The organism is Halanaerobium praevalens DSM 2228, assembly GCF_000165465.1.
Taxonomy (GTDB): Bacteria; Bacillota; Halanaerobiia; order Halanaerobiales; family Halanaerobiaceae; genus Halanaerobium; species Halanaerobium praevalens.
Genome location: NC_017455.1, coordinates 674,414 through 700,890 on the forward strand (window position 1 = coordinate 674,414; position 26,477 = coordinate 700,890).

Here is a 26,477-nt window from a genome sequence, read left to right on the forward strand (position 1 = left end):
AGTTTAGATATTTTAATAATTATTAACTTTAAGAACCTGATTACTTAGGTTCTTTTTTTTATAAGAAAATCAATTTTAACTAAAAGTAATGCAGATTAAGGGGGAATTTAGGTGAATAAATTATTTTTAGAAAAGATAATTTTAGGTAATAGCCTAGCAAATTATATTTTAGCTGTTTTATTTTTAAGTTTAGTATTTTTAATAATAAAAATATTTGATAAATTTATTTTAAAAAAAATTGATTCATTTATTGAAAAATTTTCTAATTCTTTTTCATCTCTAGTCAAAGAAATAGTTAAAAAAAGAATTTATCCTTTGTTATATTTATTTTCTTTTTATTTAATTTTTTTAAATTTAAAAACTAGTAATCAAATTAGTCAGTTTCTTAATTTAGTTTTAATGTTTCTAACAGTTATTTTTACAGTTTTAGCTGTTTTAGATTTAATTAGCTATAGTCTTAAAAAATATTGGTCTAAAAAATTGCAAAGTGAAGAACAACAAAAACTTTTAAGTATAACTCTCTTTATTGTAAAATCATTTATTTGGATAATTGCACTTTTATTTATTTTAGATAATTTAAATATTCAAATTAAAGGTCTGATAACAGGTTTAGGTGTCGGTGGAGTTGCTATTGCTTTTGCAGCTCAAAATATTTTATCTGATTTATTTAACTATTTCACTATTTTTTTTGATAAACCTTTTGCAATTGGAGACTTTATTATTACAGGAGATTATAGAGGTACTATAGAACATATTGGTTTAAAAACAACTAGAATTAGAAGTTTAAGTGGTGAACAGTTAATTATTGCTAATACTGATCTTGTTAATTCACGAATTAATAATTATCAAAGAATGGAACAAAGAAGAATAAATTTTAGTTTTGGTTTAACATATAATACTTCTTTAGTTAATTTAAAAAAAGTTCCACTAATTGTAGAAGAGATTATTAATTCAGTTGAAAAAACAAAATTTGATCGCGCTCACTTTGCTGAATATGCACCATTTAGCCTTGTTTTTCAAGTTGTTTATTATGTTCAAGCAAGTGATTATAAAATATATATGGATCTTCAGCAGCAAATAAATTTTAAATTAAAAGAAAGATTTGAAGAATTAGGAGTTAGTTTTGCTTTTCCAACTCAAACTATTTATTTAGAAAATCAAAATCAATTTGAGAACAATTAAATTTTTAAATTTAATTGGGTTCATAAAAAATTATCGGCACTAAAACAATTAAGTTAAATTTAACTGATTAAATGCCGATTTTCTTTTTATTTTGCTGAATCACAATTAAAATCAGTTTCTAAATCTTCTTCTTTGATCAAAGAGGCAGCTTCTTGATCTAATAACATAGTAATGTTAGGATGAGTCTGTAAAAGTGAAGCTGGAATTTGAGTAGATATTTTTCCACTAACAGTTTTTTTAATTGCTTCTGCTTTATTTTTTCCACTTGCTAAAAGGATTATTCTATTTGATTTTAAAATAGTAGCAATTCCCATTGAAATTGCTCTTTTTGGAACATCAGCTTTACTTTCAAAAAATCTACTATTTGCAGTAATTGTTTCTTTAGTTAATTTAACTATTTCTGTATTTACATTTAGATTTTTAGCTGGCTCATTAAAACCAATATGGCCATTAGAACCAATCCCTAAAACTTGCAAATCAATTCCACCTGCTTTTTTGATTGAATTTTCATATTCTCTGCATTCTTTATTTAAATTTTTAGCATTTCCATTCGGAATATTTATTCTATCTTTTTTAATATTTATTTGATTAAAAAAATTATGATTCATATAATAATGATAGCTGTTTGGATTAGATTCTGATAAACCACAATATTCATCTAGATTAAAAGTCTGAACTTTACTAAAATCTATTTCATCTTTTTTATACATTTTAATTAAATTCTTATACATAGCAAGGGGAGTTCCGCCAGTAGCTAAGCCTAAATTACTATTAGGTTTTAAGGTTATTTGACTTGCTAATATTAGAGCAGCTTTTTTACTTAAAGTTTGATAGTCTTTTTCAATAATAATTCTCATTTTTACACATCCTTTTTAATTTAGATCAAATTTAAATTTGAATTTATAATTGTCATTTCTATAATAAGCAGAAGTGAATTCAATAATTTCTCTATTTTTATTTTTACTAATCTGCTCAAAATAAAGACCTAATAAGCCTTCTTTTATTTGCATTTTTTTAGAAATTTTTTGGTCAAAGATTAGAGCCTCCACTTCAGCTTCAGCTTTATTTAATTGAATATGATACTTACTTTTTATAATTTCAAAAAGCGAGTTATTTTTTAATTCTTCTTTTTTTAAATCCTTGAATCTTTTAAATTCTAAAAAAGTTTTTTCTAATAAAAATGGTTTTTTTTCTATTAGTCTTAATCTTTCGAGTTCTAAAAGTTTTGTTTCAGCTTTTAAATTCATTTTAGCTGCTATTTTTTTATTTTGAACTTGTTTAAATGCTAAAATCTTGCTACTATAGTTTAAATTCTTTTTTTCCATTTCTTGACTAAAACTCAGCAAAGGAGAGATGCTATAGTTTTTCTGATAGTCATTGACAAAAGTGCCACTACCTTGTTTTCTAATTAAATAATTATTATCTACTAAAATATCAATTGCTTTTTTTACAGTCATTCGACTTATATTATGATATTCAGCCAATTCTCTTTCAGCCGGTAGGCGTTCTCCAACTTTAAATTCTTCTTTTTTTAAAGCCTTTAATATATTTTCTTTAAGTTGATAATAAAGTGGTAAAGGGCTATTTTTATTAATTATTTCCATTTTTGAACCTCCAATTAGGAATATACAACATATGGTCTATACCAATTATATTATAAAAAATTATTAGCTGCAAGTTAAAATTAAGCTAATAATTTTAATTTATATTTAAAATTTAAAAATGATTCCAATTAAAGCAGAGCTAATAATATAAATTATTGGATGTTGCTTGAACTTTCTAATACTAATAAAAACAATTAAAAGTAAAATTAATGCTTTTAAATCAAAAAATTGAATTAAATTTTTATTCAAGCTTAAATATTTAAACTTGAAAATATTTCCTTGAGCTAATTGAAAAGCAGCAGAGCCAATTAAGCCTGCAACTGCTGGTCTAATTCCAGTAAAAGCTGATTTGACTATTGGATGTTGATTAAATTTTTTAAAGTAATGAGCAATAATAGTGATTATAATAATTGAAGGTGCAGTTAAACCTAGAGAAGCAATAATTCCTCCTAAAATCCCCGCTGTATTAAAGCCAATAAAAGTAGCTGTATTAATGCCAATAGCACCTGGAGTTGATTCCGAAATTGCAATCATATTTAGCAGTTCTGGGCCAGTCATCCAGCCATATTTAATAATTAAGTTTTGTAAAAAAGGAAGAGCTGCTAAACCTCCACCTAAAGCAAAAAGACCTACTTTAAAAAATTCTAAGAATAAAATTAAATAAATCATTAACAATCACTATCCTTAACTTCATTTTGATAATCAAGATAAGCAGCCTGCAGTTCACCATTTAAATATTTAATTAGTACTCCAGTTACTGCTGCAGCTAAAATTACAAATACAGGTGAAATTCTAAAAATACTTAAAAGTAAAAAAGAAAATAAGAAAATAAAAAAACTAATTCTACTTTTATCTGACTTCTGCCACATTTTAATAACTATATCTATGATTAAAGCAACAACTGCAATTTGAACTGCTGCAAAAGCATGTTGAAAAATAGTGATAGTTTGAAAGCTCTTAAAAAAAGAGGCAATTAAAGTTATAATTATTAATGAAGGACTAATAAAGCCAGCTGTTGCTGCCAAAGCACCTTTAAGTCCTCTTAAACTGTAGCCTGTCATTGTAGCTGTATTAACTGCTATAATACCAGGTGTGCTTTGACCAATAGCATAGTAATTGTAAATATCTTTTTCACTAATCCAGCCTAAATTGTCTACTAATTCTCTTTTGATAATTGGCAGCATTGCATAACCGCCTCCAAAGGTAAAAGAACCAATTTTAAAAAATATAAAAAAAATCTTGTTTAAACTCTTCAATTTTTTATCACCTACCAATTAATATTATAACATAAGATTTAATTGAGGGTGAAATTAGATTTTTGAGATTATTATTTAAAAGCTTGAAGAAAGAGGATAATAAATTTTTTTCGAGAATAAATAAATATAGACTACATTTTAAAAGTTGATTTAAGTTATTGAAAGGAGGATTTGTTAATGGCAGAATTAGTAGGTATTATTGTAATTGTTTGGGCACTTGTTTACTTTTTTGATAGAATGGCTCCATAATGAAAATTGGAAGGGAGGATTATTTAATTCTCCCTTTTTTGAAACTCAATAAATTAATCAAATTTATTTAAATAGGGGAATTTTAATGTTTAATTTAAGTGAAAATTTTAAGATAATAACTTTAATTATCAAAAAAGATATTAAAGAATCATTAAAAAATAGAACAGCAGTAATGATAATTTTACTTCCGCTTTTTGCTTCACTAATGTTTTCTCTTGTTAATTCACAACAGTTAATGAGAAATTTTGAAATAGGAATCAGTGGTCCTAAAACTGAAAAATTAGTAGAATTTGTTAATGCTAATTATAAAAATTTTGAAATTAAGAAGTATCAAGAATTAGAAAAAGGAAGAGAAGCTACTGCAGCAGGCAGTATTGATGCAGTTATGGCTTATAATCCTAATTTATCTGGTATAGAAAATAAGTATAAAATTTATCTTGATAGTAGAGATACAATCAATTTTTTTATTTTAAAGGAAAATATAACTCAATTATTAAGTGATTTCCATCAGTTAAAGCAGGGACCAGAATTTAAATTTCAAGCAGCTGCTGATTTTAAGGTTAGTAGTTCTATTTTACCAGTCTGGTTAACAGTTACTATCACAATGATTGGTTTAATGCTAATTTCTGCCTCTTTATCTGAAGAAAAAGATAATAAGACTTTAGCAGCCTTATTAGTAACTAGAGTTAATATTTATCAAATTATAGCGGCTAAATCATTTTTCGCATTATTTTTAACTTTAGTTACAACAATTTTGATGGGGGCTTTAAATGGAGTTTTAACAATTGGTTTTGAAAGATTATTTTGGGCATTGATCATTATTAGTTTAGCTACTTTTGTTTTTAGTGGTTTAGGTCTAATTATTAGTTTGTTTACTAAATCGCAATCAGCTGCCAGATCAATTTCAACAGTAATTTATTTTCCTATAATTTTTCCAGCTTTAGTTGCTGATGTATCACCTTTAACTCAAAAATTAGCTCAATTTTTTCCTAGTCACTATTTATATCAGGCTTTAGATAAAGTATTAGTTTATCAAGGTGAAAATAGTGAAATAAGAAAGGAAATTTTATTTTTGCTCTTATTTATTTTTATTTTTTATTCTATAATTTTAATTTATATTAGAAAGGCTGATTCTATTGCTGAATAAAAAAATTGTTATTTTATTTTTTCTTTCGCTACTTTTTTTGACCCCAGTTGTTCAGGCTGAAGATTTTGAAAACCCAGAAGCTTTTACAGATTATATATATTCTAATTATGCAGCAAAAAATTTTAGAACAGTATATAATAATTTTGCAGCAGAACTTAAGCGGATTTTTGGACTTAAAACTTATGTTGATTTTCAAAAAACTAATTTTAATAAATATAATTTAAAATATACAAAAATAGATGTAGGGAAAGCTGAAAAAGTTGATTTTAAAGAAATAAAGAAAAATTTTGATTATGCGCGTGATTTTGGTGATTATTATAAATTAAAAGTAAAATATTTATTAAATTTTGATCATTTTGGTAGTAGAGAAAAAGAATCTGAAAAAATTGTTTATTTAAGAAAGATAAATTCTGATTTTCAAATTTTTTGGGATCATAAAGCAGCTCTAGAAAATAAAAAAGCTATAAATGATGATCAAAATGAATAAAAAAATCATTGAAATTAAAAATTTAACTAAAATTTTTTCAGGTTTTAAAGCCTTAAATGGTATTAATTTGGAAGTTGAAAAAGGAGAAATTGTAGGACTTTTAGGGCCAAATGGAGCTGGAAAGACAACTACCTTGAAAATATTAATGGGGCTTTTAAAACCTACTGAGGGTAGTATTAAAATAATGGGAGAAAAAATTAAAAAACAGCTTCCAACTTGGTTAAAAAATAAAATAGGAGTAGTCTTTGAAGAAAGTAATCTTTATTTACGTTTAAATGCAATTGATAATTTAAAATTATTTGCCGGGATTAATAATGTTAATCAAAGTAAAATAAAAGAATTATTAGCTGAATACCATTTAGAAGCTGCAGCTAAACGAGAAATCAGAACTTTTTCTAAAGGTATGAAAAAAAGATTAATGATTTGCCGTTCTTTAATTGCTGAGCCAGAAATTTTGATTTTAGATGAGGCAACAGGTGGTTTAGATCCGATTTCGGCCGAAATTATTCAGCAAAAAGTTTTAGCTTTAAAAAAACAGGGTAAAACTGTTATTTTAAGTACTCATTATTTAGAAGAGGCAGCTCATTTATGTGATCGAGTTGCTTTTATTAATCAAGGTCAAGTTATTGCAGTTGATAAACCAGCAGCTTTTAAAAAAGGACTTAAAGCGAAATTTTTAGAACTTAATTTAACAAATGAAAATAATTTAGAGAAAATAATTGATGATTTAAATAATTAATTTTAGTTGGAGGTCATAGATGCAGCAGATTAAGCCTGAATTTGATTTTTTATTTAATAATTTAAATAAGATAAGTTATATTTTATTTAAACCAACTCATTTTGGAGATGTTAATCAGAAAATGGCTGATTTTTGTTCTTGTCAACGTTCTGATTTAAGAGGTAAGCCTATTGCTAGTATTCTAAATTCTCAAGAATTAAAAACAGTTAAAAAATTTAACCAAGAGGTTTTTGCAGAAGGTAAAAGAAAAAAAGCAAAAATTGAACTAGAAGTTGAAAGTGAAATGAGAATGATTGAGGTTGATGTAATTCCTCATCATAATGTAAATGGAGAAGTTGATTATTTACTTTGTTTAGCTGAAGATATAACTGAAGAATTAAAACAAGAAGAAAAATTGTATAGAGCTACTAAAAGGTATAGAAGTATTTTTAAAAATGCACCTTTAGCTTTTGTTGTTTCTGATAGAGAAACAAATATAATTGATTGGAATGATAAAGCTGAAGAAATATTTGGCTGGAAAAAAGATGAAGTAATAGGTGAAAAATTTAATTTAATAGTAGCAGCTGATTCTTATTCAAAGATTACAGATTTGATAGTAAATGTTTTTGAAAATAATGAGAGTTATAATGTTCATAAAAATATTGCTAAAGACGGTAGTGAACTCTATTGTGAATGGAATACTGCTTTAATTAAAGATCGGAATGATAAAATATTAGAGATTATATCAATTGCTCAGGATATTAGTGAGAAGATCAAAATTCAAAAAAGAATAAAAAATCAAAAAGAAAAATTAGAATATAATCAATTAAGAACTATATTTTTTGCAAATATTTCACATGAATTAAAAACACCGTTAAATCTAATCTTTTCTAGTTTACAAATTTTAGAATATAAATTAGCAAGTGAAGATCATTTAGAAAATAAATTTGATAAATATTTAAGCTCAATTAAAAATAATGGTTTTCGTCTTTTAAGATTAGTTAACAATTTAATTGATATTACCAAAATAGGTGTTAATACATTTTGTCTTCATAAGGGTAATTTTGATATTATTAAACTAGTAAAATCAATAGTGAAAAGTACAGCTGATTATTTAGAAACTAAAAATAGAAAATTTATTTTTCAAAGTAATTTAGAAAGTCAAATTATAGCTTGTGATCCTTTTAACCTTGAAAGGGTAATTTTGAATTTGATTTCTAATGCAGTTAAGTTTACTGAAGCTGGAGATGAAATTTTATTAAAAATAGAGAAAATAGAAAATGAAATTGTGATTTCAATCAAAGATACTGGGATTGGAATTAAAAAAGAAAATCAGGCTATTATTTTTGAAGAATTTAGGCAGGTTGATCAAAGCTTTAATAAAAAACGAGAAGGTAGTGGTATTGGTCTATCTTTAGCTAAATCAATTGTAGAAATGCATGGAGGTAGAATTGAATTAACTAGTGAATATGGAGTTTATAGTAAGTTTAGTATTTATTTACCGATTGAAAAAATAGCAGCAAAAAATTTGGAAACAGATAATTTTTCTGCCGATAGTTTAATTAATAAAGTTGAGCTTGAATTTAGTGACATTAATAATATTTAAAAGAAAGGGGGTAATTTTATTGTCGAATTTTAAAAAATATATTCTATTAGTTTTATTTGTTAGTTTTCTAATTATCTTTAGTCAAGGAGCTGCTGCTCAAAATAAAGTTTTTTTTAATGGAGAAGATATTACTGAGCAGGTAAAATTAGCTAGTCATAAAGGAGAACTTTTAATTAGGGCCCGTGATTTAGCAAATTTATTAGATGCTGATTTGACCTGGAGAGCAGCTATTAAGTCTTTAAAAATGGAATCTCAATCTACTAGTATTAAAATTATGCAAAATAATCCTTATATTCAGATTGGTACTGATGCTTTAAGAACAAAGGCTGGCCTGCAATTAATTGATGATCAAGCTTATATTCCATTAGCTAAATCTATAGAAGCTTTTGGTTATTTATTAGAATATCAAAGAAATAAAGAGGAACTATATATTTTTCAACCTGAAACCACAATTAGTGATGTATCTTGGCAAGAAGATGGAAATCAGCTGCAAATTAAAATGGATGAGATTAGTCCTTATCGAGTTTTACATAGTGAAGACGGCAGAAAAATAACTATAGAAATTGATAAGGCTGAAATTGATCAAGAATTTAGTGATAATATTTCGAACAATAATTATTACCTAAAAGTGGTCAATGTTCCAGATAGAGCTTTACTTAGATTAGTTATTAAAAGTAGGACTCCAATTCCTTTTCAAATTGATGGTGGAGTTTATGAATATCAAGATTCTTTAGTTTTAAGTTTTTTGCCACAACTGAAAAATATTCAAATAGCTAATAATAATATTTTACAAATAGAAGCAACAGGAGAAATACCAACACCTAAAACTGAATATTTATCAGAAGAGAAAAAAATGATAATTGATATTCCATCGATTGTTATTGGTAACTTTAATTTAGATTTGAAAGAAAATAAATTGATTGAAAATATTAAAGTTAGTCAACATAGTTTAGATCCTGTTGTACTTAGAATAGAAGCTAAACTGAAAAATGGAGATATATTTAAACCTCTTAAAAGAACGAATAATAAATTATTAGCATTTAAAGCTGGGCAGAGATCAGAAATCAAAGATTTAAAATATAAAGATGGTAGTTTTAGTTTTAGTTCTTCTTCAGCTTTAAATCCTGAAATATTTTTACTGAAATCTCCCCCCAGATTAGTAATGAATCTTTATCATGTTAACCGTGGGAGTGGAATTAGAGATGAGCTTAGCGTGAAAAATTCTCAAATCAAGAGCATTAGAACTGCTCGTTTTGATGATCAAACAGTTAGGATAGTAGCTGATTTAAATGAACTAACCGAATATGATTTAGTTGAAGAACATAAAGAAGATCTTTATTATTATCAGCTTAATTTAAAAAATAAATTTGCTAAAATTAAAACTAAAGCTCAAGGAGATTATCAATATTTAGATATTTTAATGGATTCTAAAGCTGATTATGAAGTTAAAAAATTTAATTATCCTGATCGGATAGTTGTTGATTTTAAAAATACTCGAAATAATTTAGAGCAATTTAAAGCAATTAAAAAAACATCTTTAATTAAAGAGATTAGGAGTAGTACTTATCAATTAGAAGATAAAGAAGTAACTAGATTAGTTTTTGAATTAAATGACTATTATAGTCACCAAGTGACTAATTATCAAAATGGTCATGGAATTAAAATTGCTTTAGCGAAAGATTATTTAAATCAAAAAGTTAAGGCAGAAAAGAAAATTGATTCTAATTTAATAGTTATTGATGCAGGACATGGTGGTTTTGATCCAGGAGCTATTGGCCCTAATGATTTAGAAGAAAAAACTCCAAATCTAGCAATAGCTAAAAAAGTTAGATATTTATTGCTTAAACAAAAACAACGAGTATTATTAACTAGAGAATCTGATGAATTTCGTTCTTTACAGCAAAGAGTTAATTTTGCTAATAATAAAAAGGCAGATTTATTTGTTAGTATTCATGCAAATTCTTTTAATAATCCTCAAAGTGGTGGTATTGAGACTTATTATAATAAGGCTAATAATAAAAATCGATTTTTGGCTGAAAAAATACAGGATAAATTAGGTAGAAGTCTTGGTATTGTTGATCGAGGGATTAAAGAAAGCAATTTTTATGTTATAAAATATACTAAAATGCCTTCTGCTTTAATAGAGGTAGCCTTTTTAAGTAACTATCATGAAGCAAGATTATTAAAAAATAAAGACTTTCAGCAGAAAGCTGCTACTTTAATAGTTGAAGGAATACTTGATTATTTAGCAGAAAATGGAGGTAATTAAAATGACTGCTGAAAAAAAGAAACTAAAAGTTGATCAAAAAAGGAAACTGCTTTTAATATTAAGGATCACAGTTTTATTAGGAGCAGTAATTTATCTTATCTTTTTAGTTTATACTAATTATTTTATTAGTGAAAACAAATTAGTTCTTTATTTTTCTACAAATGATGCTAATTATTTAGTAGTTGAAAAAAGAGCAATTGAGCCTGAAGTGGAAGATTATTACCTTAAATTATTTAGAGAATTGAAAACAGGACCAAAAAACAAAGAACTAAAAAAAACTATTCCAAAAGAAACAGAACTATTAGATTATAATTTAAAAAATAAAACAATAACCTTAAACTTTAATTTAGCTTTAAAAAATAATCATTGGGGTGGAAGTACAGGTGAACTTTTAACAGTTTATTCAATAGTTAATACTTATACTCAGTTAGATGAGATTGAATATGTTAAAATTTTATTAGAAGGACAAGCAGTAGAGACTCTTGTTGGGCACCTTGACTTAAGTCAAGCCTTAATGTACAATCAAAAACTAACTAAGGGTAGTTAGTTTTAGAAATAGGAGTTGGTATGGTGGAGAATTCAAAGAAAGCTATAGGCTTATTAGATTCGGGAGTAGGTGGATTGACAGTTGCATTTGAAATTTTCAAATTTTTGCCTAGAGAAAATATTGTTTATTTTGGAGATACTCTGCATTTACCTTATGGTCCTAAAAGCTTAAGTGTAGTTCGGACTTATGTAGAAAAAATAATAAATTATTTAATTGAGGAAAAAAAAGTTAAAGCTATAATTATTGCCTGTAATACAGCTACTTCTGCGGCTTTAGATTATGTTAAAGATAAATTTGAGGTTCCCATTTTTGGGATGATAAAAAGAGCTGCTTTTAAAGCGGTTACTTTGACTAAAAAGAAAAAAATTGCTGTGATAGGAACAGAAGGAACTATTAAAAGTCAGGTTTATCAGCAAGCTATTTTAAGTAGAAATACAGAAATTGAAGTATATACAAGAATTTGTCCTGAATTTGTGACTCTGGTTGAAGCAGGTATTTTTAAGGGCCCAGAAGTTAGAAAGATAGCTGATTTTTATTTAAAGCCTTTAAAAAATTATGGAGTAGATACTTTAATTTTAGCTTGTACTCACTTTCCCTATTTAACTCCAATTATAGCAGATTTGATGGGAGCAAAAGTTAAATTAGTTAATCCAGCTTCTGAACTTGTAGCAGAACTACAAAATACCCTTAGCAATCTTAATTTACTTAATAGTCAAAATGATAATTTTACTCAGCATCAATTATTAGTTAGTAAAAAACAAAAAATATCAACTAAATTTTTGCAGAATGGAAGTTCTTTTTTAGATTTGGAAGCTTTAGACTTTAAAGAAGAAAATATATTTATTAAACAATAAATTAGGGGGAATTTAAATAATGCGTACAGATGGAAGAGAATATAATCAACTGAGAGAAATTGAAATAACAAGAAATTATACAAAATATGCGGAAGGCTCTGTTTTAATAGAAACAGGTGACACCATGGTTTTATGTAATGTTTCAATAGAAGATAGTGTTCCTTACTTTCTAAGAGGTCAAAATAAAGGCTGGCTCACTGCAGAGTACTCACTTTTACCTCGGGCAACTCAATCTCGAAATATTAGAGAAGCTGCTAAAAGGAAATTAAGTGGTAGAACTCAAGAAATTCAAAGGTTAATTGGAAGAAGTTTAAGAGCAATTATTGATTTAGAAAAAATTGGAGAAAGAACAATTTGGGTAGACTGTGATGTACTGCAGGCTGACGGAGGTACAAGAACAGCTGCTATAACAGGTGCTTTTGTTGCTTTAGTAGATGGGATTAATTTTCTATTAGCAGAAGGAAAAATAGAAGAAAATCCTTTAAAAGGCTATATGGCAGCAACTAGTGTTGGTTTGGTTAAAGGAGAGGCTTTGCTTGATTTATGTTATGAAGAAGATTCTCAAGCTCAAGTAGATATGAATATAGTAATGACTGAAGCTGGTAAAATTATTGAAATCCAAGGTACTGCTGAAGAAAATCCTTTTAGTAGAGAAGAACTTGATCAAATGTATGAATTAGCTGAAAAAGGAATTTTAGGTTTAATTGAAGAACAAAAGTTAGTTTTAGGTGGTGAATAAGATGGAGAAAATAGTAATTGGAAGCGGTAACCAGCATAAAATAGAAGAAATTAAATCTTTTTTTTCAGATCTTAATTTCAAATTTGAAGGTTTAAATCCTGATTTAGACTTAGCTGAAGTAATAGAAGATGGAAAAACATATAAAGAAAATGCTTTAAAAAAAGCCCGACAAAGAGCTTCAGAGTTGAATCAGATTGTACTTGCAGATGACTCAGGGCTTTCAGTTGATTTTTTAGATGGTGCTCCAGGAATTTATTCTGCTCGTTTTGGGGGAGCAGATTTGAATGATCAACAAAAGTATTTAAAAGTATTAAAATTATTAGAAGGTCAGCCAGTAGAAGCTAGAAAAGCTGCTTTTATTTCAGTTTTAGCTCTTGTGGATCCTATTAATGATTTAGAAATAACTGTTGAAGGTAAATGTGAAGGTAGGATAGCTAATAAGCCTGCTGGTCAAAATGGTTTTGGTTATGATCCTATTTTTTATTTACCTGAATTTGATAAAACAATGGCGCAATTAAGCCAATCAAAAAAGAATAAAATTAGTCATCGAGGCCTTGCATTAATAAAAATGAAAAATGAACTAAAAAAGAGATATAACTAGCAAAAAAAAGTATTAATGATTTAATTTAACCTTAAAAGCTGTAAATGCCGTTTTCTTTTTTGACCGAAAGCGGTATTTACTATATACTATTAATTGTCGTCGCGAAAAAAGAAATTATTTTTTGCGGTTCAAATAACGTCGGAGCGTGGCGCAGCTTGGTAGCGCACCTGCTTTGGGAGCAGGGGGTCGAAGGTTCAAATCCTTTCGCTCCGACCATTTTATTTAATTCAAATTATAAACAATTTTTGAGCGGGAGTAGCTCAGTTGGCTAGAGCATCAGCCTTCCAAGCTGAGGGTCGCGAGTTCGAGTCTCGTTTCCCGCTCCATTTTATGCGCCCGTAGCTCAGTCCGGATAGAGCAACGGACTTCTAATCCGTAGGCCACAGGTTCGAATCCTGTCGGGCGCGCCATTTTAAACCAAAAACCAAATATGGTGGATGTAGCTCAGTTGGCTAGAGCGCAGGATTGTGGCTCCTGAGGCCGTGGGTTCAAGCCCCATCATCCACCCCATTTAAAACACCAATTTGGTGTCTTTTTTTATGTCTGTTTTAATTTTCTTGACTAATAACTTTAAAAAAAGTTATAATTAAAATAGAGAATAACTTAATCACCATTCTTACTTTAACTTAGTCTTAACTTGTGCTATAATATATGCACTCTTCAATGACTAAAAGTCAAAAATAAATGGAGGTTAATAAGAGTGACTAAGAAAACAAAAAAATCATTAAAAAGGCGTAATACTATCTTAAATGAAGCTGAAAAGTTATTTATTAAAGATGGATTTGAAAAAACTACTGTTAAAGATATTGCTGCTCAAGCTGGAGTAGCTAAAGGAACTTTTTATTATTATTTTGATACTAAAGAAGATATAATTTCTTCTTTATTAGAAAAAAGATATAAAAAAACTGAAAAAAAAGCAAGACATGTTTTAGAAAATAAAAATATGTCTTCTTTAGAGAAAGTAGAGAAAATAATTTTGCGTTTAATTTTCAGTAGAAGAGGTAATTTTAAAGTTTATGAATTTTTTAAAATTGATGAAAATGCAAAATTCATGAAAGAAAGAAATAAAGAGTTTTGGAATAAGTTTATGCCGATTTTTACTGCTATAGTAAAAGAAGGTGTAGCTCGAGGTGAATTTGAAACTGAATACCCGGAAGAAGTAACTGAAATTCTTTTTATGGGCATTGATAGCTTTTTGCATAGAAATTATGCTGAGCTTACTACTGAAGAAATGTATATAGATAAGTTTTCTGCAGTAGAGGAATTACTTAATAGAGCCTTGCAAGTTAAAAATAGAAAAGTTGATTTATCTTTAATGAAACCTGAAAAACAGTAAAAAAATAAATTAATTTTAAAATTGACTGGATATTTTGTCAGATTTATTATATAATAAGAAAGATGGAAATTTTAAGCAAGCTTTTGCCAAGGTTAAAAAAATAATTATTTTTTCTAATAATTCCTTGACAAGTCAAAAAAGTTATGTTACTATAATACTTGCTTTTGTGAAAAAGAAAAAATGTTTTCACTTACAGCATTATTTACTATGCGAAAGTGGCGGAATTGGCAGACGCGCTAGATTTAGGATCTAGTGGGCAATCCCCGTGTGGGTTCGAGTCCCACCTTTCGCACCATTTAATAATTCTGTCATTGACCCCGATATTGGCCCGGTGCCAGATCGGGGATTATTAACATATAGAGAGTTTTTTTAAAAGTTTTATTTAAATATTAGTTAGGAGGAATATTAATGGAAGTTAAAAAAGAAGTTTTAGAAGATAATAAAGTTAAATTAGAAGTTGAAATAGAAAGTAAAAAAGTAGATGAAGCTTTAGAGCAAGCATATCGTCAGGTGGTTAAAGATGTAGAGATTCCTGGATTTAGAAAAGGGAAAGCTCCTCGCAAATTGATTGAAAAAAGATTTGGAGAAGAAGTTCTGCATAAAGATGCACTTGATATTCTAATTCCTCAAGGTTATAGTCAGGCAGTAGAAGAAGCTGATATTGAGCCTATAGCTCAACCTGATATTGAAGATTTTTATATTGCTAAAGGAGAGTCTGCTAATTTTACAGCTATAGTAGAAGTTAAACCAGAAGTAGAATTAGGAGCATATAAAGATCTTGGAATTGAAAAAGAAGATGCTGCAGTTAAAGCAGAAGAAATTAGTCAGCGTTTAGAACAAATGCAAGATAAACATAGTCAGCTGGCTACTGCCGAAAGGGAAGAACTAGAAGAAGGCGATTATGCAATTATTGACTTTACTGGTTATGTAGATGGTGAAGAGTTCCCAGGTGGTTCTGCTGAAGAATATAGTTTAGAGATTGGATCTGGTAACTTTATTCCAGGTTTTGAAGAACAATTAATTGGAATGAAAGTTGGGGAAGAAAAAACTGTAGAAGTTAATTTCCCTGAAGATTATCATGCAGATGAACTTGCTGGGGCAGAGGCTTCTTTTGATGTACTCCTAAAAGAAATTAAAGTAAAAGAAAAGCCTGAGTTAAATGATGACTTTGCTGCTGAAGCAAGTGATTATGATACAATTGCTGATTTGAAAGTAAGTATTGAAGAAGAATTAGCTGCTCAAAAAGAAGAATCAGTTGAAAACAACTTTAGAGAAGAACTAATTAAAAAAGCGAGTGAAAACGCAGAAGTTAAGATGACTGATACTTTAATTGATGAACAGTTAGATCAAATGTTCCAAAGACTATCACAATCTATTTCTCAGCAGGGAATGAATGCTGAAGATTATCTTAGCTATATGGGAATGGATGAAGCTGGTTGGAGAGAACAAAATAGAGATACTGCTGCTGAAAGAGCAAAAGAGCTGCTTGTTTTAGAAGCTATTGCTGAAGTAGAAGAAATTGAAGTGACAGATGAAGAACTTGATGAAGAAGTAAATCAGATTGCAGAAATGCATGATCAAGAACCTGAGCAAATCAAGGCTATTTTGCAGATGCAAGGACAGCTTAGCCAGTTGAAAGAAGATATTAAAAGGCAAAAAGCTATTGATTTTTTAATTGAAAATAATTAATTTTTAAGTGCCTGATATGAATTTTAATTTATATCGGGCACAAATTTAATATCAGGAGGTTTTAAATATGAGTTTAATTCCAATGGTAGTTGAACAGACTAATCGAGGAGAAAGATCCTATGATATTTATTCGCGCCTCTTAAAAGATAGAATAGTATTTTTAGGTTCACAAGTAACAGATCAAGTTGCAAATACTGTTATTGCTCAACTGCTTTTTTTAGAAGCAGATAATCCAGATAAAGATATTTATTTATATATTAATAGTCCAGGTGGCTCAGTGACTGCTGCTCTGGCAATGTATGATACAATGCAATATATAAAGCCTGATGTAGTAACAATTGGGATGGGTCAAGCTGCAAGTGCTGGAGCACTATTACTTGCTGCTGGAGCTGAAGGTAAACGTTATGCCCTTCCTTATGCAAGAGTTATGATTCATCAGCCAGCAGGTGGTGCTCAGGGTAAAGCAACTGAAGCAGAAATCCATATTAAAGAACTGATGAGAATTCGAGAATTGCTGAATGAAATTCTTAGTCAACATACAGGTCAGACTGCTGAGAAAATTGCTCAAGATGTAGAGAAAGATTATTTTATGACTGCAAAAGAAGCAGTTGATTATGGATTAATTGATGAAGTAATTACACGTAATGAATTAAATGAAAAGTAATTTAGCCCAAGAGGTGATATAATGTTTAAATTTGGCGATCACGATCATGAAGATGGGGAATTAAAATGTTCCTTTTGTGGTAAAAGCCAGGATCAAGTTAAAAAATTAGTTGCTGGTCCCGGAGTGTATATTTGTGATGAATGTATAGAACTCTGTAATGAAATTGTAGAAGAAGAATTAGATGAAGAAATGGAATTGGAATTTGAAAATATTCCAAAACCTAAAGAAATAAAAGAATATTTGGATCAATATGTTATTGGGCAGGAGAGAGCTAAGAAGTCTTTATCTGTGGCTGTTTATAATCATTATAAAAGAGTGAATTCTAATTTGATGATTGATGATGTAGAATTACAAAAAAGTAATATTATGATGATTGGGCCTACAGGTTGTGGTAAAACTTTAATGGCTCAAACCTTAGCTAAAATTATAGATGTTCCCATTGCTATAACAGATGCAACTTCTTTAACTGAAGCTGGTTATGTAGGGGAAGATGTAGAAAATATTCTACTTAAATTAATTCAGGCTGCTGATTATGATGTTGAAAAAGCAGAAAAAGGAATTATTTATGTAGATGAAATTGATAAAATTGCTCGTAAATCAGAAAACACATCAATAACTAGAGATGTATCAGGTGAGGGAGTACAGCAGGCTTTACTTAAGATTATAGAAGGTACTGTAGCAAGTGTTCCACCTCAAGGTGGCAGAAAGCATCCTCACCAAGAGTTTATTCAGATAGATACTACTAATATTTTATTTATTGCTGGTGGAGCTTTTGATGGTTTAGAAAAATTAATTGACTCCAGAATCAGTGAAAAAGTTATGGGTTTTGGTGCTGACATTAAAACTCAAGCAGAAGATGAAAATATTGGAGATACTTTAAAGCATATTCAACCTCAAGATTTATTACACTATGGTTTAATTCCTGAATTTATAGGGAGAATGCCAGTTCAGGTAACTTTAGACCAACTTGAAGCAGAAGATATGGTTCGAATTATGAAAGAACCACGTAATGCTTTAATCAAACAGTATGAAAAGTTTTTTGCAATGGATGAAATAGAGCTAGAATTTACAGATGAAGCTCTAAAATCAATTGCTGCTAAAGCTTTAGATCGAAATACTGGTGCTCGAGGTTTAAGATCAGTTGTGGAAAATGCTGTTTTAGATATCATGTATGATCTTCCTTCACGGCCAGAAATTAAAAAATGTATTATTAATGAACAAGTTATAAATGAAAATGCAGATCCAATTTTAGAAGTTGAAGAGCAAAGTCTAGAAGAAGAAGAAAGTGCTTAACAGCTAAAATTTTAAATAATAAATATGATGTATTATAAATTAAGCTGTGAGCCTATTTAGAGATAATATTACTCCCCTAAGAGTGAGTGGTATTATCTCTTTCGTTTTTTGAGCTTAATTTAAAGGTAAAAATTGATAAATATTGAAGTATAATACTAAGGTAGATTATTAAATAATTGATAGAGGTGAAAATTAATGAGTACAGAAAATGAAGTTCAAGCAAAAATGGAATTACCTTTAATGGCATCAAGAGGAGCTATTATTTTTCCGCATATGGTAATCCCACTTTTAGTTGGTAGAGAGAAATCTAAAGTTGCTTTAGAAGAGGCTATGATGGAAGAAAAGAAAATAATTATTGTAGCTCAAAAAGATGAAGCAATTGAAGAACCTGAAATCAGTGATATTTACGAATTTGGAACAATTGCTCAAATAAAGCAGTTAGTAAAACTTCCAAATGGAATGATTAAAGTAGTAATTGAAGGTTTAGAAAGAGCTGAGCTGAGTAATTATTTAAAGACTGAAGAATATTTTCGAGTAGAAGTTAAGACTCAACTTGAAGCTGAAATTGAAGTTTCAACTGAGATTAAGGCTCTAATGAGAACTGTTATTAAAGAATTTGAAAATTATATAAAATATCATAATGATTTACCTGGTGAAACGATAATGGCAGCTAGTAATATTGAAGAACCAGGTCAGTTAGCAGATGTTATTGCTTCTCACACAGAATTGAAATATCAGGATTTACAAAAAATATTAGAAATCACTGATATTGTTGAGCGTTTGGAAAAATTATTGAGCTTATTACAATCTGAAATAGAAGTTTTAAAAATAGAACAGGATATAAATAAAAGAGTTAAAAATAAAGTAGAAAAAAATCAAAAAGAATATTATTTGAGAGAAAAAATGAAAATAATTAAAGACGAGCTTGATCAAGATCAAGATTCTAATGATGAAATTGAAGCTTATTATCAGAAATTGGAAGAACTTGAATTACCAGAAAAAGTTGAGGAGAAAATTGAAGAAGAAATAAAAAAATTAGATAAAACTTCTTCTATGTCTGCAGAAGCTACTGTTGTCAGAAATTATTTAGATTGTATTCTAGATTTACCTTGGAATGAAGAAAAAGAAGAAGAAATCAATCTGCAAAAATCTGAATCTATTTTAGAGTCAGATCATTATGGCTTAAAAGATGTTAAAGAAAGAATTTTAGAATATCTCGCAGTTAGGAAAATGGCTCCTAAAAAGAAAAGCCCTATTTTATGTTTAGTTGGAGCACCTGGAGTGGGAAAAACATCTTTGGGACGTTCAATTGCTAGAGCTTTAGATCGAGATTTTGTTCGTCTCTCTTTAGGTGGAGTGAGAGATGAAGCAGAAATTAGGGGACATCGTAGGACCTATATTGGATCTCGTCCCGGTAGAATTATTAATGCTATGCGAGATGCGGGTTCTAAAAATCCAGTATTTTTGTTAGATGAAGTAGATAAAATGAACTCTGATTTTAGAGGAGATCCCGCTTCTGCTTTACTTGAAGTTTTAGACCCAGAACAAAATAAAGAATTTGGGGATCATTATCTTGAAGTTCCTTTTGATCTTTCTCAAGTTTTATTTGTAACAACAGCTAATGCTATTAAAACCATACCAGCACCCTTATTAGATAGAATGGAATTAATTGGTATTCCAGGCTATACAGAAAATGAAAAATTAAAAATTGCTGAACAGCATTTATTACCAAAAATATATAAAGACCATGGTCTAAATGAAGAAAAAATTAATATTTCTGCTAATGCCATTTTAAAAGTAATTAGAGAGTACACTCGGGAAGCTGGAGTGAGAAATTTAGAAAGAAAATTAGCAGCTATTACGCGTAAAATTGCTAAAGAATTTGTAGAAGGCAGAGATCATAGAGCTTTAGTTGCAGTTAATAGTGTAGAAAAACATCTGGGATTACCAGATTATGAGTACCAAGAAAGTGATTTAGAAGATCGGATTGGAGTTGCTACTGGTTTAGCCTATAATCAGGCAGGTGGAGATATTTTAGATATTGAAGTGGGAGTTGTACCTGGTAAGGGTAGTTTAACTTTGACTGGTTCTTTAGGAGATGTAATGAAAGAATCAGCTCAAGCTGCTTTAAGTTATATTAGGTCTAAACAAAAACAGCTAGAGCTAAGTGATGGATTTTATAAGAAATTTGATGTTCATATTCATGTGCCTCAAGGAGCAGTGCCCAAAGATGGTCCTTCGGCTGGAATTACTATTGCAATTGCTTTAGCATCTGCTTTAACTGGTTTAAAAATTAGAGGAGATTATGCAATGACTGGTGAAATATCTTTAAGAGGTAGAGTGCTACCCATTGGTGGTTTAAAGACTAAACTTCTGGCAGGACGTCGGGCTGGAATTGAAAACTTTATTTTACCTAAAAAGAATGAAAATAATTTTAAAGAAATAGATAAAGAAATAACTCGTGGTTTAAATGTTAGTTTTGTTTCTCATATGGATCAAGTGATTGATATTTTGCTATTAAAGGATGAAAAAAATGAAAATTAATAAGGCTGAATTTTATAAAAGTGTTTATAAATATGAAGACTGCCCCAGGCTACAGCAGCCTGAGGTAGCTTTTAGTGGGCGTTCTAATGTTGGTAAATCATCATTAATTAATCGAATGACAAAACAAAAAAAGTTAGCTAGAACAAGTAATACACCAGGAAGAACTCAGTGTTTAAACTATTTTAATGTTGATGACAAATTTTATTTAGTTGATTTACCAGGCTATGGATTTGCCAATGTACCTCAAAAAGTGAAAGATGATTGGGCTGAGTTGATTGATACTTATTTAAATTATAGAGAAAATTTAGTTGGAGTAGTTCAAATTATAGATTCCAGGCATAAGCCAACTAAAGATGATAAACTAATGGTAAATTGGCTTCAAGCTAGTGGTTTGAATTTTTTAATTGTTGCTACTAAAGTTGATAAAATTTCAAATAATAAAAGAGCTAAACAAAAAAAGTTAATCTATCAAGAATTGAATTTAACTAAAGATGATAATTTCACCTTCTTTTCTTCCCAAAACGGAGAGGGTAGTAAAGAAGTTTATAAGTATCTTGAGTTTTTAGTAAAATCGGCTAAAGAGAAATAGGTAATTAGAATGGAACAAAGTTATACAACTTATTTTGCTGAAATTTATGATCAAATAATGGAAAGTGTTCCTTATGATTATTGGTATAGATATTTACAAGATCTTTTAATTTATTATCAGCAAGAGCCAAAAAAAATATTAGAATTAGCTGCTGGAACTTCTAATATGACTTTAAGATTAATTGAGTTAGAGAGTTTAAATCAAATTACTGCTTTAGATTTATCTTCTGCCATGATTACTAAAGCTCAAGAAAAACTAGAGTATAAATTACAGGAAAGTAATTCTTTTAAAAAATATTCTGTAAAAGATAGGTTTAAATATTTAATTGAGCAAGATAAAAGGAAATTTTCTCTTCAATTTGAGGTTCAAGATATGAAAGATTTTTATTTTAAAAATCAATTTGATTTAATAGTTTCTTTTTTCGATAGTTTGAATTATTTGACAGAAAAAGCAGAACTAGAAGCTTGTTTTAAAAATGCAGCTAATTCTTTAACTGAAAACGGATTATTTATTTTTGATTTGAATTCAATCGGTAGAATAAAAACTATTGCAGAAAAATCTGTAGTATTTGAAGATCCAAGTTATGAATGCTTTTGGCAAGATATTGTTAATAAAGACAAAAATTTATGGAAAGTAAAGTTAAAAATTTGTCCAAATAACAAAGCACTGCCTTGTTTTGAGGAAGTTCATACTGAGCGAGGTTATAAAATTTCTACTGTTTTAGATTTGCTTGCTAATAGTGGGTTTCAGGCTGTAGATGTTTATAATGCTTTTAGTTTTGCTCAGGGTAAAAACAATTCAGATCGTCTTTATTTTGTAGCTGCTAAAGCTCAATCTAGATTAGAGAAAAATCAAGGCTTATTAAAAAAGATATATTTTAATGCCAAAAATAGAGTTGACTATTTTTTAGTTAATTTAAAATATTTATTTTAAATTAAGATCTTTGAATGATAAATATAAGGATCAATAAAAAAAGCAAGAGCTAATTGGCTCCTGCTTTTTTTAATAATAATTATTTTTTATTTACTACTTGTTTTAAATCTTGATCTTTATTTTTAGGTCTCCGCCAAATTATCTTTTTCAACCACGGTAAAACATAATAATCTAGGCCAAAAGAACGTCCAGAACCAATTAAGGCAATAGAAGCGAAAAAGAACCAAAATAATGGACTAAAGTGACCTGGATATTCACTAGACCAGTGTGCATATTGACCAGCTAATAAAAAGTTAACTGAAAAAGCAGCTGATCCTAAAGCACCAAGTGAGGCAAATAAGCCTGAAATTAAAGAAAGACCAATTCCGATCATACTTAGAGTGACTACAATTTGGAAGAAAAGTGGAAACTTAAAGATAATTGCTTCATTTAACCAGACATACCAGCCAACTGCATAATCACCAATGGGAGAAGCAGAAGCTCCAGAAACTAAATAATCTCCACTAAATAACCAGCCATCTCTTACTTTTGAGTAGCCTTCATAAAGCCACATTATTCCTACAAAAACTCTTAAAAGAACTAACCAAAGCGATCTAGATTTTTGACTCACAAAACCGAAAAGCTGAGCTAATAAACCTTTTTGAGAAGCTTGTTCCTCCAGATATTCTGAAATTAAACTATATGTTTCTTTAATTCCACCTAGTTCAAAACGATAAAACATATTAACTGAATGTTTCATAAACATAGCTGGAATACCAGTTAAAGATAAACCCATTACTTCAGCTACAGCATAACTGCTTCCCACTGAAACCATTACTCCATGTAAGTTTGGATCAAGTTCTTCTTTATCAGCACCTTTAATTTCTGCCACAATATTTTTAGCAGCACATTGACCAGTTTGTTGGGCTGATTCAACTAAAGCTGGTAAAATTTTATCTTTTTTCCATGGTGCTGCTGCATTATCACCAATGGCATAAACATTGGAATAATTTTCTGTTTGTAGATATTTATTAACTTTAATTCTGTTTGCTTTATCAGTTTCTAAGCCAGAGTTAGCAGCGAAATCTGCAGCCTCCACTCCACAAGTCCAAATAATAGTTTTAGCCTTAATTTCTTCTCCATTATTTAAAATTAATTTATCTGCTTCTATTTTATTGACAAATTCGCCTGTTTTAACATTTACTCCCTTTTTCTTCATGTAATTCATAGCTTTTTTTACTAATTTTTCATTAAGGGAAGGAAGAATTCTATCAAGGCCTTCAAAATTATAAATTTCTATTTCATTCCAAGGAATATTATATTTTTTGCTATACTCAGTTAGCCATTCAATTAATTCACCCACCATTTCAACTCCAGTAAAGCCTCCACCAGCAACTGCAAATGATAAAAGCTCTTTTCTTTGATCAGGTTCATCAGTAATTCTAGCTTCTTGCATGCATTTTTTTACATGATTTTTAATATTTAATGAGTCAGCAATCGACCATAATGTAAAAGCGTGTTCATCGACGCCTTTGACTCCACAATCACTTGCTTTACTACCTGTACCCATAATTAAATAATCATAATTATATTGGTGATTGCTAGAACTTAAAACTTGTTTCTCAAAATCGATATCATTTATTTCATCTTGGACTAAATTAACTCTTGTGGAAGAAAAAATTCTCTCTAAGTTGACTTTAATAGCATCTTCTTCAATTCTATTACCTGCTAACTCATGTAATTCAGTTAGTAAAGTATGATACGGATTCTTGTCAATTAGAGTAATTGTAGAATCAGGATATTTTTTTAACTTTTTATGTAGAGTTTGCCCAGCAGCTACTCCTCCATAACCTGCTCCCAAAATAATGATGTTATTACTCAATTTTGTTACCCCCTTAAGATAGTTGTTTAGCTATTTCTATTAATTTACTTTTTTAATTAAATTAAAATTAAGTTTGAGTTAAATTGAATAGAAAAAAAGCTAAATATATATTGTAAATATTTAAAAATAAGTCAATGAAGTTAATATTTTCACACTTAAATTATAGCATATTTAAATTAAATTGCAAGAAAAGTACTCAAGTTTAATCTTTGCAAAAATAATTAGATATGATAAAATATAATTGATTTACTAAAGATTAAATTATTTTAAATAATAAATTAGAAAATTAGGAAGTGGTAACTTGTCTAAAAAGAAAAAAATATTGTTATTTAGTATTTTAATTATGATGATACTTTTTTTAACTGCCTGTAATAATCAATCTGAGTTAAAAAAAGTAGAAGATAATGCTTTTTTAATGGATACCTTAGTTAAGGTTAGAGCTCATGGAAATGGTGCTGAAAAGGCTGTTAAAGAGAGTATTGATCAAATAGAAGCCATTGAAAATTTAATGAGTAAAACAGTAACAAAAAGTGATGTTTATAAACTAAATCATAATCCGAAAAAAGAAATTATAATAGCTCCAGAAACAATGGTAGTTTTAAAAAAAGCTAAAAAATATGCTAATTTAACTGCTGGTGATTTTGATCCTACTTTAGGAGCTTTAGTTAATTTATGGGGAATAGGAACTAAAAATCCAACTGTACCTCAGCCTTCTGCAATTGAAAAAGCTTTAAAAAATACTGGTTATCAGTACTTAGATCTAAATGAAGAATCTGCTAAATTAACACAAGCTAAAGTAAAAATTGATTTAGGTGGCATAGTTAAGGGTTATGCTGCTGATAGTGTGCGAAAAATTATGAAAAAAAATGAAGTAAAACACGCTTTTGTTAACCTTGGTGGAAATGTTTTAGTTATTGGTGATAAGGTTGATGGCTCAGCTTGGAAAATAGGAATTCAAGATCCAAGAAAAGGAAGAGGTTCTGTAATGGCTATAGTTGCAGCTAAAGATATGACAATAGTAACTTCAGGTAATTATGAAAGATACTTTGAAGAAAATGGTAAATTATATCACCATATTATTGATCCTAAAACTGGTTATCCAGCTCAAAATAATCTGTTAAGTGTAAGTATTATTAGCAGTAGCTCATTTGATGCTGATGCTCTTTCAACCTCAATTTATGTGATGGGTTTAAAAAAAGGAATGAAATTTATCGAAACCATTGATGAAGTTGAAGCTATGTTTATAACTAAAGAGCTTGATGTTTATCTTTCTTCTGGCTTAAAAGAGTTAGTTGAAATAAAAAATAAAGATTTCAATTTAATTGAAGGTGAGTATTTTGCTAATTGAAGATAAGTTTTATCAAAAAATATGTAATAAATTAAATGAAAATATATTAGAAATCACTAATTCTAAAAGAAGAATTATTAATGAAGCTGTTTCTGATTTAATTAAAGGTGGGGGAAAAAAATTAAGACCATTTTTAATGTTTTTAGCTGCTTCTTTTGGAGATTATGATCAAGAAAAACTGCTTCAATTAGGAAGTGGAATTGAATTGTTACATATGTCATCACTTTTACATGATGATGTAATAGATAATGCTAAATTGAGAAGAGGAAAAAAGACTGCTCAACATAAGTTTGGTAAAGAAGAAGCAGTGTTTATTGGTGATTTTTTATTATCACGTAGTTTTAATATTTTCTTTAAATATTTAGATAAATCAACTTTAGGCAAAATGAATAAAAATGTCAGTCTTTTATGTGAAGGTGAAATTGAACAATCTGAAAAAAAATTTGATTTAGAAATAAGCATGAGAGATTATTACCGACGGATTAGACATAAAACTGCTTTATTTTTTGCTTTAAGTAGTTACCTTGGAGCTTATGTAAGTGGAGTTAGAGGTAAAAAATTAAATTTATTATATAAATTAGGCTTAGAAATAGGGATGGCTTTTCAGATCAAAGATGATTTGCTTGATTTTGAAGGTGAAGAAGAAGAGACTGGTAAAATTTTAGCCCAAGATCTAAAAGAAGGAATAATTACTTTACCTGTGATTTTACTTTTTAATAAAGAAAAATATAGAAATAAGTACAAAAGATACAATAACAAAAAACTTGAGCCTGAAGTAGTTGCAAGCATTATAGCAGATTTGAAAGTTGCAGGAGCTTTAGATGAAAGCCAAGATATTCTTCTGCGTTTTATTAATAGAGTTAAGAAATATCTTGAACAGTTACCAAATAATAAAGCAAAAAAAAGATTGAAAAAATTAGTTGAGGCTCAAATAGAAAGAAAATTTTAGTTAAATTTTCCT

The 26,477-nt window shown here is 28.7% G+C and carries 24 protein-coding genes and 5 tRNA genes; 24 read left to right on the top strand and 5 right to left on the bottom strand.

What is annotated here, in order from left to right:
• Positions 1–111 precede the first annotated feature (111 nt).
• A complete protein-coding gene (locus HPRAE_RS03050; RefSeq protein ID WP_014552791.1) occupies positions 112–1,182 on the top strand; it encodes a mechanosensitive ion channel family protein in 1,071 nt (356 codons plus the stop codon).
• Between the two features lie 86 nt (positions 1,183–1,268).
• Here the strand turns inward: HPRAE_RS03050 and nagB are convergent, their stop codons facing one another.
• The 4 genes from nagB to HPRAE_RS03070 form a co-directional block, all read right to left on the bottom strand.
• The gene (gene nagB / locus HPRAE_RS03055) at positions 1,269–2,039 is read right to left on the bottom strand and encodes a glucosamine-6-phosphate deaminase (protein WP_014552792.1); all 771 of its coding nucleotides are present in this window, start codon (positions 2,037–2,039) and stop codon (positions 1,269–1,271) included.
• Between the two features lie 15 nt (positions 2,040–2,054).
• Positions 2,055–2,786 (bottom strand): GntR family transcriptional regulator, encoded by a 732-nt coding sequence (locus HPRAE_RS03060; RefSeq protein WP_014552793.1) that lies wholly within the window; start codon positions 2,784–2,786, stop codon positions 2,055–2,057.
• 105 nt (positions 2,787–2,891) lie between these two features.
• Positions 2,892–3,455, bottom strand: a complete 564-nt coding sequence (locus tag HPRAE_RS03065) for a chromate transporter (protein ID WP_014552794.1) — start codon at positions 3,453–3,455, stop codon at positions 2,892–2,894.
• Complete coding sequence (locus HPRAE_RS03070) at positions 3,455–4,042, bottom strand: chromate transporter (protein WP_014552795.1); 588 nt, start codon at positions 4,040–4,042, stop codon at positions 3,455–3,457. Before HPRAE_RS03070 ends, HPRAE_RS03065 begins: the two co-directional genes overlap by 1 nt.
• Positions 4,043–4,376: 334 nt before the next feature.
• Between HPRAE_RS03070 and HPRAE_RS03075 the strand changes: the two genes are divergently transcribed.
• The 21 genes from HPRAE_RS03075 (at position 4,377) to HPRAE_RS03175 (ending at position 22,307) form a co-directional block, all read left to right on the top strand.
• Complete coding sequence (locus HPRAE_RS03075) at positions 4,377–5,438, top strand: ABC transporter permease (protein ID WP_014552796.1); 1,062 nt, start codon at positions 4,377–4,379, stop codon at positions 5,436–5,438.
• Positions 5,428–5,925: a hypothetical protein gene (locus HPRAE_RS03080; protein ID WP_014552797.1), complete on the top strand. Its 498-nt coding sequence runs from the start codon at positions 5,428–5,430 to the stop codon at positions 5,923–5,925. Before HPRAE_RS03075 ends, HPRAE_RS03080 begins: the two co-directional genes overlap by 11 nt.
• On the top strand, positions 5,918–6,664 hold the full coding sequence (locus tag HPRAE_RS03085; RefSeq protein ID WP_014552798.1) for an ABC transporter ATP-binding protein: 747 nt from the start codon (positions 5,918–5,920) through the stop codon (positions 6,662–6,664). The genes HPRAE_RS03080 and HPRAE_RS03085 overlap by 8 nt, the downstream gene beginning before the upstream one ends.
• 19 nt (positions 6,665–6,683) lie before the next feature.
• Complete coding sequence (locus tag HPRAE_RS03090) at positions 6,684–8,249, top strand: sensor histidine kinase (RefSeq protein ID WP_014552799.1); 1,566 nt, start codon at positions 6,684–6,686, stop codon at positions 8,247–8,249.
• Positions 8,250–8,268: 19 nt separating this feature from the next.
• The gene (locus tag HPRAE_RS03095) at positions 8,269–10,518 is read left to right on the top strand and encodes an N-acetylmuramoyl-L-alanine amidase (RefSeq protein WP_014552800.1); all 2,250 of its coding nucleotides are present in this window, start codon (positions 8,269–8,271) and stop codon (positions 10,516–10,518) included.
• Between the two features lies 1 nt (position 10,519).
• Entirely contained in the window at positions 10,520–11,065 is a 546-nt protein-coding gene (locus tag HPRAE_RS03100) for a GerMN domain-containing protein (RefSeq protein ID WP_014552801.1), read from the top strand.
• 20 nt (positions 11,066–11,085) lie between these two features.
• Entirely contained in the window at positions 11,086–11,919 is an 834-nt protein-coding gene (gene murI / locus HPRAE_RS03105; RefSeq protein WP_014552802.1) for a glutamate racemase, read from the top strand.
• Positions 11,920–11,938: 19 nt separating this feature from the next.
• Entirely contained in the window at positions 11,939–12,658 is a 720-nt protein-coding gene (gene rph, locus HPRAE_RS03110; protein ID WP_014552803.1) for a ribonuclease PH, read from the top strand.
• Between the two features lies 1 nt (position 12,659).
• Complete coding sequence (locus tag HPRAE_RS03115; protein WP_014552804.1) at positions 12,660–13,259, top strand: XTP/dITP diphosphatase; 600 nt, start codon at positions 12,660–12,662, stop codon at positions 13,257–13,259.
• A 139-nt stretch (positions 13,260–13,398) separates the two neighbouring features.
• Positions 13,399–13,475: transfer RNA gene (locus tag HPRAE_RS03120), tRNA-Pro, on the top strand.
• Positions 13,476–13,508: 33 nt separating this feature from the next.
• Positions 13,509–13,585 (top strand) — tRNA-Gly (locus HPRAE_RS03125).
• Positions 13,586–13,591: 6 nt separating this feature from the next.
• A tRNA-Arg gene (locus HPRAE_RS03130) sits at positions 13,592–13,669 on the top strand.
• A gap of 23 nt (positions 13,670–13,692) precedes the next feature.
• Positions 13,693–13,769, top strand: a tRNA-His gene (locus HPRAE_RS03135).
• Between the two features lie 190 nt (positions 13,770–13,959).
• Positions 13,960–14,595 (top strand): TetR/AcrR family transcriptional regulator, encoded by a 636-nt coding sequence (locus HPRAE_RS03140; protein ID WP_014552805.1) that lies wholly within the window; start codon positions 13,960–13,962, stop codon positions 14,593–14,595.
• Positions 14,596–14,804: 209 nt separating this feature from the next.
• Positions 14,805–14,890: transfer RNA gene (locus HPRAE_RS03145), tRNA-Leu, on the top strand.
• 113 nt (positions 14,891–15,003) lie between these two features.
• Complete coding sequence (gene tig, locus HPRAE_RS03150; protein WP_014552806.1) at positions 15,004–16,284, top strand: trigger factor; 1,281 nt, start codon at positions 15,004–15,006, stop codon at positions 16,282–16,284.
• A gap of 67 nt (positions 16,285–16,351) precedes the next feature.
• Positions 16,352–16,948, top strand: a complete 597-nt coding sequence (clpP, locus tag HPRAE_RS03155) for an ATP-dependent Clp endopeptidase proteolytic subunit ClpP (RefSeq protein ID WP_014552807.1) — start codon at positions 16,352–16,354, stop codon at positions 16,946–16,948.
• Between the two features lie 21 nt (positions 16,949–16,969).
• Entirely contained in the window at positions 16,970–18,241 is a 1,272-nt protein-coding gene (gene clpX, locus HPRAE_RS03160; RefSeq protein ID WP_014552808.1) for an ATP-dependent Clp protease ATP-binding subunit ClpX, read from the top strand.
• A 195-nt stretch (positions 18,242–18,436) separates the two neighbouring features.
• Positions 18,437–20,785: an endopeptidase La gene (gene lon / locus HPRAE_RS03165; protein WP_014552809.1), complete on the top strand. Its 2,349-nt coding sequence runs from the start codon at positions 18,437–18,439 to the stop codon at positions 20,783–20,785.
• Complete coding sequence (gene yihA, locus HPRAE_RS03170; RefSeq protein WP_014552810.1) at positions 20,775–21,374, top strand: ribosome biogenesis GTP-binding protein YihA/YsxC; 600 nt, start codon at positions 20,775–20,777, stop codon at positions 21,372–21,374. Before lon ends, yihA begins: the two co-directional genes overlap by 11 nt.
• A 9-nt stretch (positions 21,375–21,383) precedes the next feature.
• Positions 21,384–22,307, top strand: coding sequence for a class I SAM-dependent DNA methyltransferase (locus HPRAE_RS03175; RefSeq protein ID WP_014552811.1), 924 nt, complete (start codon positions 21,384–21,386; stop codon positions 22,305–22,307).
• 79 nt (positions 22,308–22,386) lie between these two features.
• Here HPRAE_RS03175 and HPRAE_RS03180 read toward each other — a convergent pair whose 3' ends face one another.
• On the bottom strand, positions 22,387–24,168 hold the full coding sequence (locus tag HPRAE_RS03180) for an FAD-dependent oxidoreductase (protein ID WP_014552812.1): 1,782 nt from the start codon (positions 24,166–24,168) through the stop codon (positions 22,387–22,389).
• Between the two features lie 301 nt (positions 24,169–24,469).
• Between HPRAE_RS03180 and HPRAE_RS03185 the strand changes: the two genes are divergently transcribed.
• Positions 24,470–25,516 carry an FAD:protein FMN transferase gene (locus HPRAE_RS03185; protein WP_014552813.1) on the top strand — a complete coding sequence of 349 codons (1,047 nt, stop codon included), beginning with the start codon at positions 24,470–24,472 and terminating at the stop codon, positions 25,514–25,516.
• Positions 25,497–26,465 (top strand): polyprenyl synthetase family protein, encoded by a 969-nt coding sequence (locus HPRAE_RS03190; RefSeq protein ID WP_245528289.1) that lies wholly within the window; start codon positions 25,497–25,499, stop codon positions 26,463–26,465. The genes HPRAE_RS03185 and HPRAE_RS03190 overlap by 20 nt, the downstream gene beginning before the upstream one ends.
• The last annotated feature ends 12 nt before the right edge of the window (positions 26,466–26,477 follow it).

Coding starts and splice junctions, on each gene's coding strand:
- nagB (WP_014552792.1), bottom strand. CDS start 2,039: ATGAGAATTATTATTGAAAAAGACTATCAAACTTTAAGTAAAAAAGCT.
- HPRAE_RS03060 (WP_014552793.1), bottom strand. CDS start 2,786: ATGGAAATAATTAATAAAAATAGCCCTTTACCACTTTATTATCAACTT.
- HPRAE_RS03065 (WP_014552794.1), bottom strand. CDS start 3,455: ATGATTTATTTAATTTTATTCTTAGAATTTTTTAAAGTAGGTCTTTTT.
- HPRAE_RS03075 (WP_014552796.1), top strand. CDS start 4,377: ATGTTTAATTTAAGTGAAAATTTTAAGATAATAACTTTAATTATCAAA.
- HPRAE_RS03085 (WP_014552798.1), top strand. CDS start 5,918: ATGAATAAAAAAATCATTGAAATTAAAAATTTAACTAAAATTTTTTCA.
- HPRAE_RS03090 (WP_014552799.1), top strand. CDS start 6,684: ATGCAGCAGATTAAGCCTGAATTTGATTTTTTATTTAATAATTTAAAT.
- HPRAE_RS03100 (WP_014552801.1), top strand. CDS start 10,520: ATGACTGCTGAAAAAAAGAAACTAAAAGTTGATCAAAAAAGGAAACTG.
- murI (WP_014552802.1), top strand. CDS start 11,086: ATGGTGGAGAATTCAAAGAAAGCTATAGGCTTATTAGATTCGGGAGTA.
- rph (WP_014552803.1), top strand. CDS start 11,939: ATGCGTACAGATGGAAGAGAATATAATCAACTGAGAGAAATTGAAATA.
- HPRAE_RS03115 (WP_014552804.1), top strand. CDS start 12,660: ATGGAGAAAATAGTAATTGGAAGCGGTAACCAGCATAAAATAGAAGAA.
- tig (WP_014552806.1), top strand. CDS start 15,004: ATGGAAGTTAAAAAAGAAGTTTTAGAAGATAATAAAGTTAAATTAGAA.
- clpP (WP_014552807.1), top strand. CDS start 16,352: ATGAGTTTAATTCCAATGGTAGTTGAACAGACTAATCGAGGAGAAAGA.
- clpX (WP_014552808.1), top strand. CDS start 16,970: ATGTTTAAATTTGGCGATCACGATCATGAAGATGGGGAATTAAAATGT.
- lon (WP_014552809.1), top strand. CDS start 18,437: ATGAGTACAGAAAATGAAGTTCAAGCAAAAATGGAATTACCTTTAATG.
- yihA (WP_014552810.1), top strand. CDS start 20,775: ATGAAAATTAATAAGGCTGAATTTTATAAAAGTGTTTATAAATATGAA.
- HPRAE_RS03175 (WP_014552811.1), top strand. CDS start 21,384: ATGGAACAAAGTTATACAACTTATTTTGCTGAAATTTATGATCAAATA.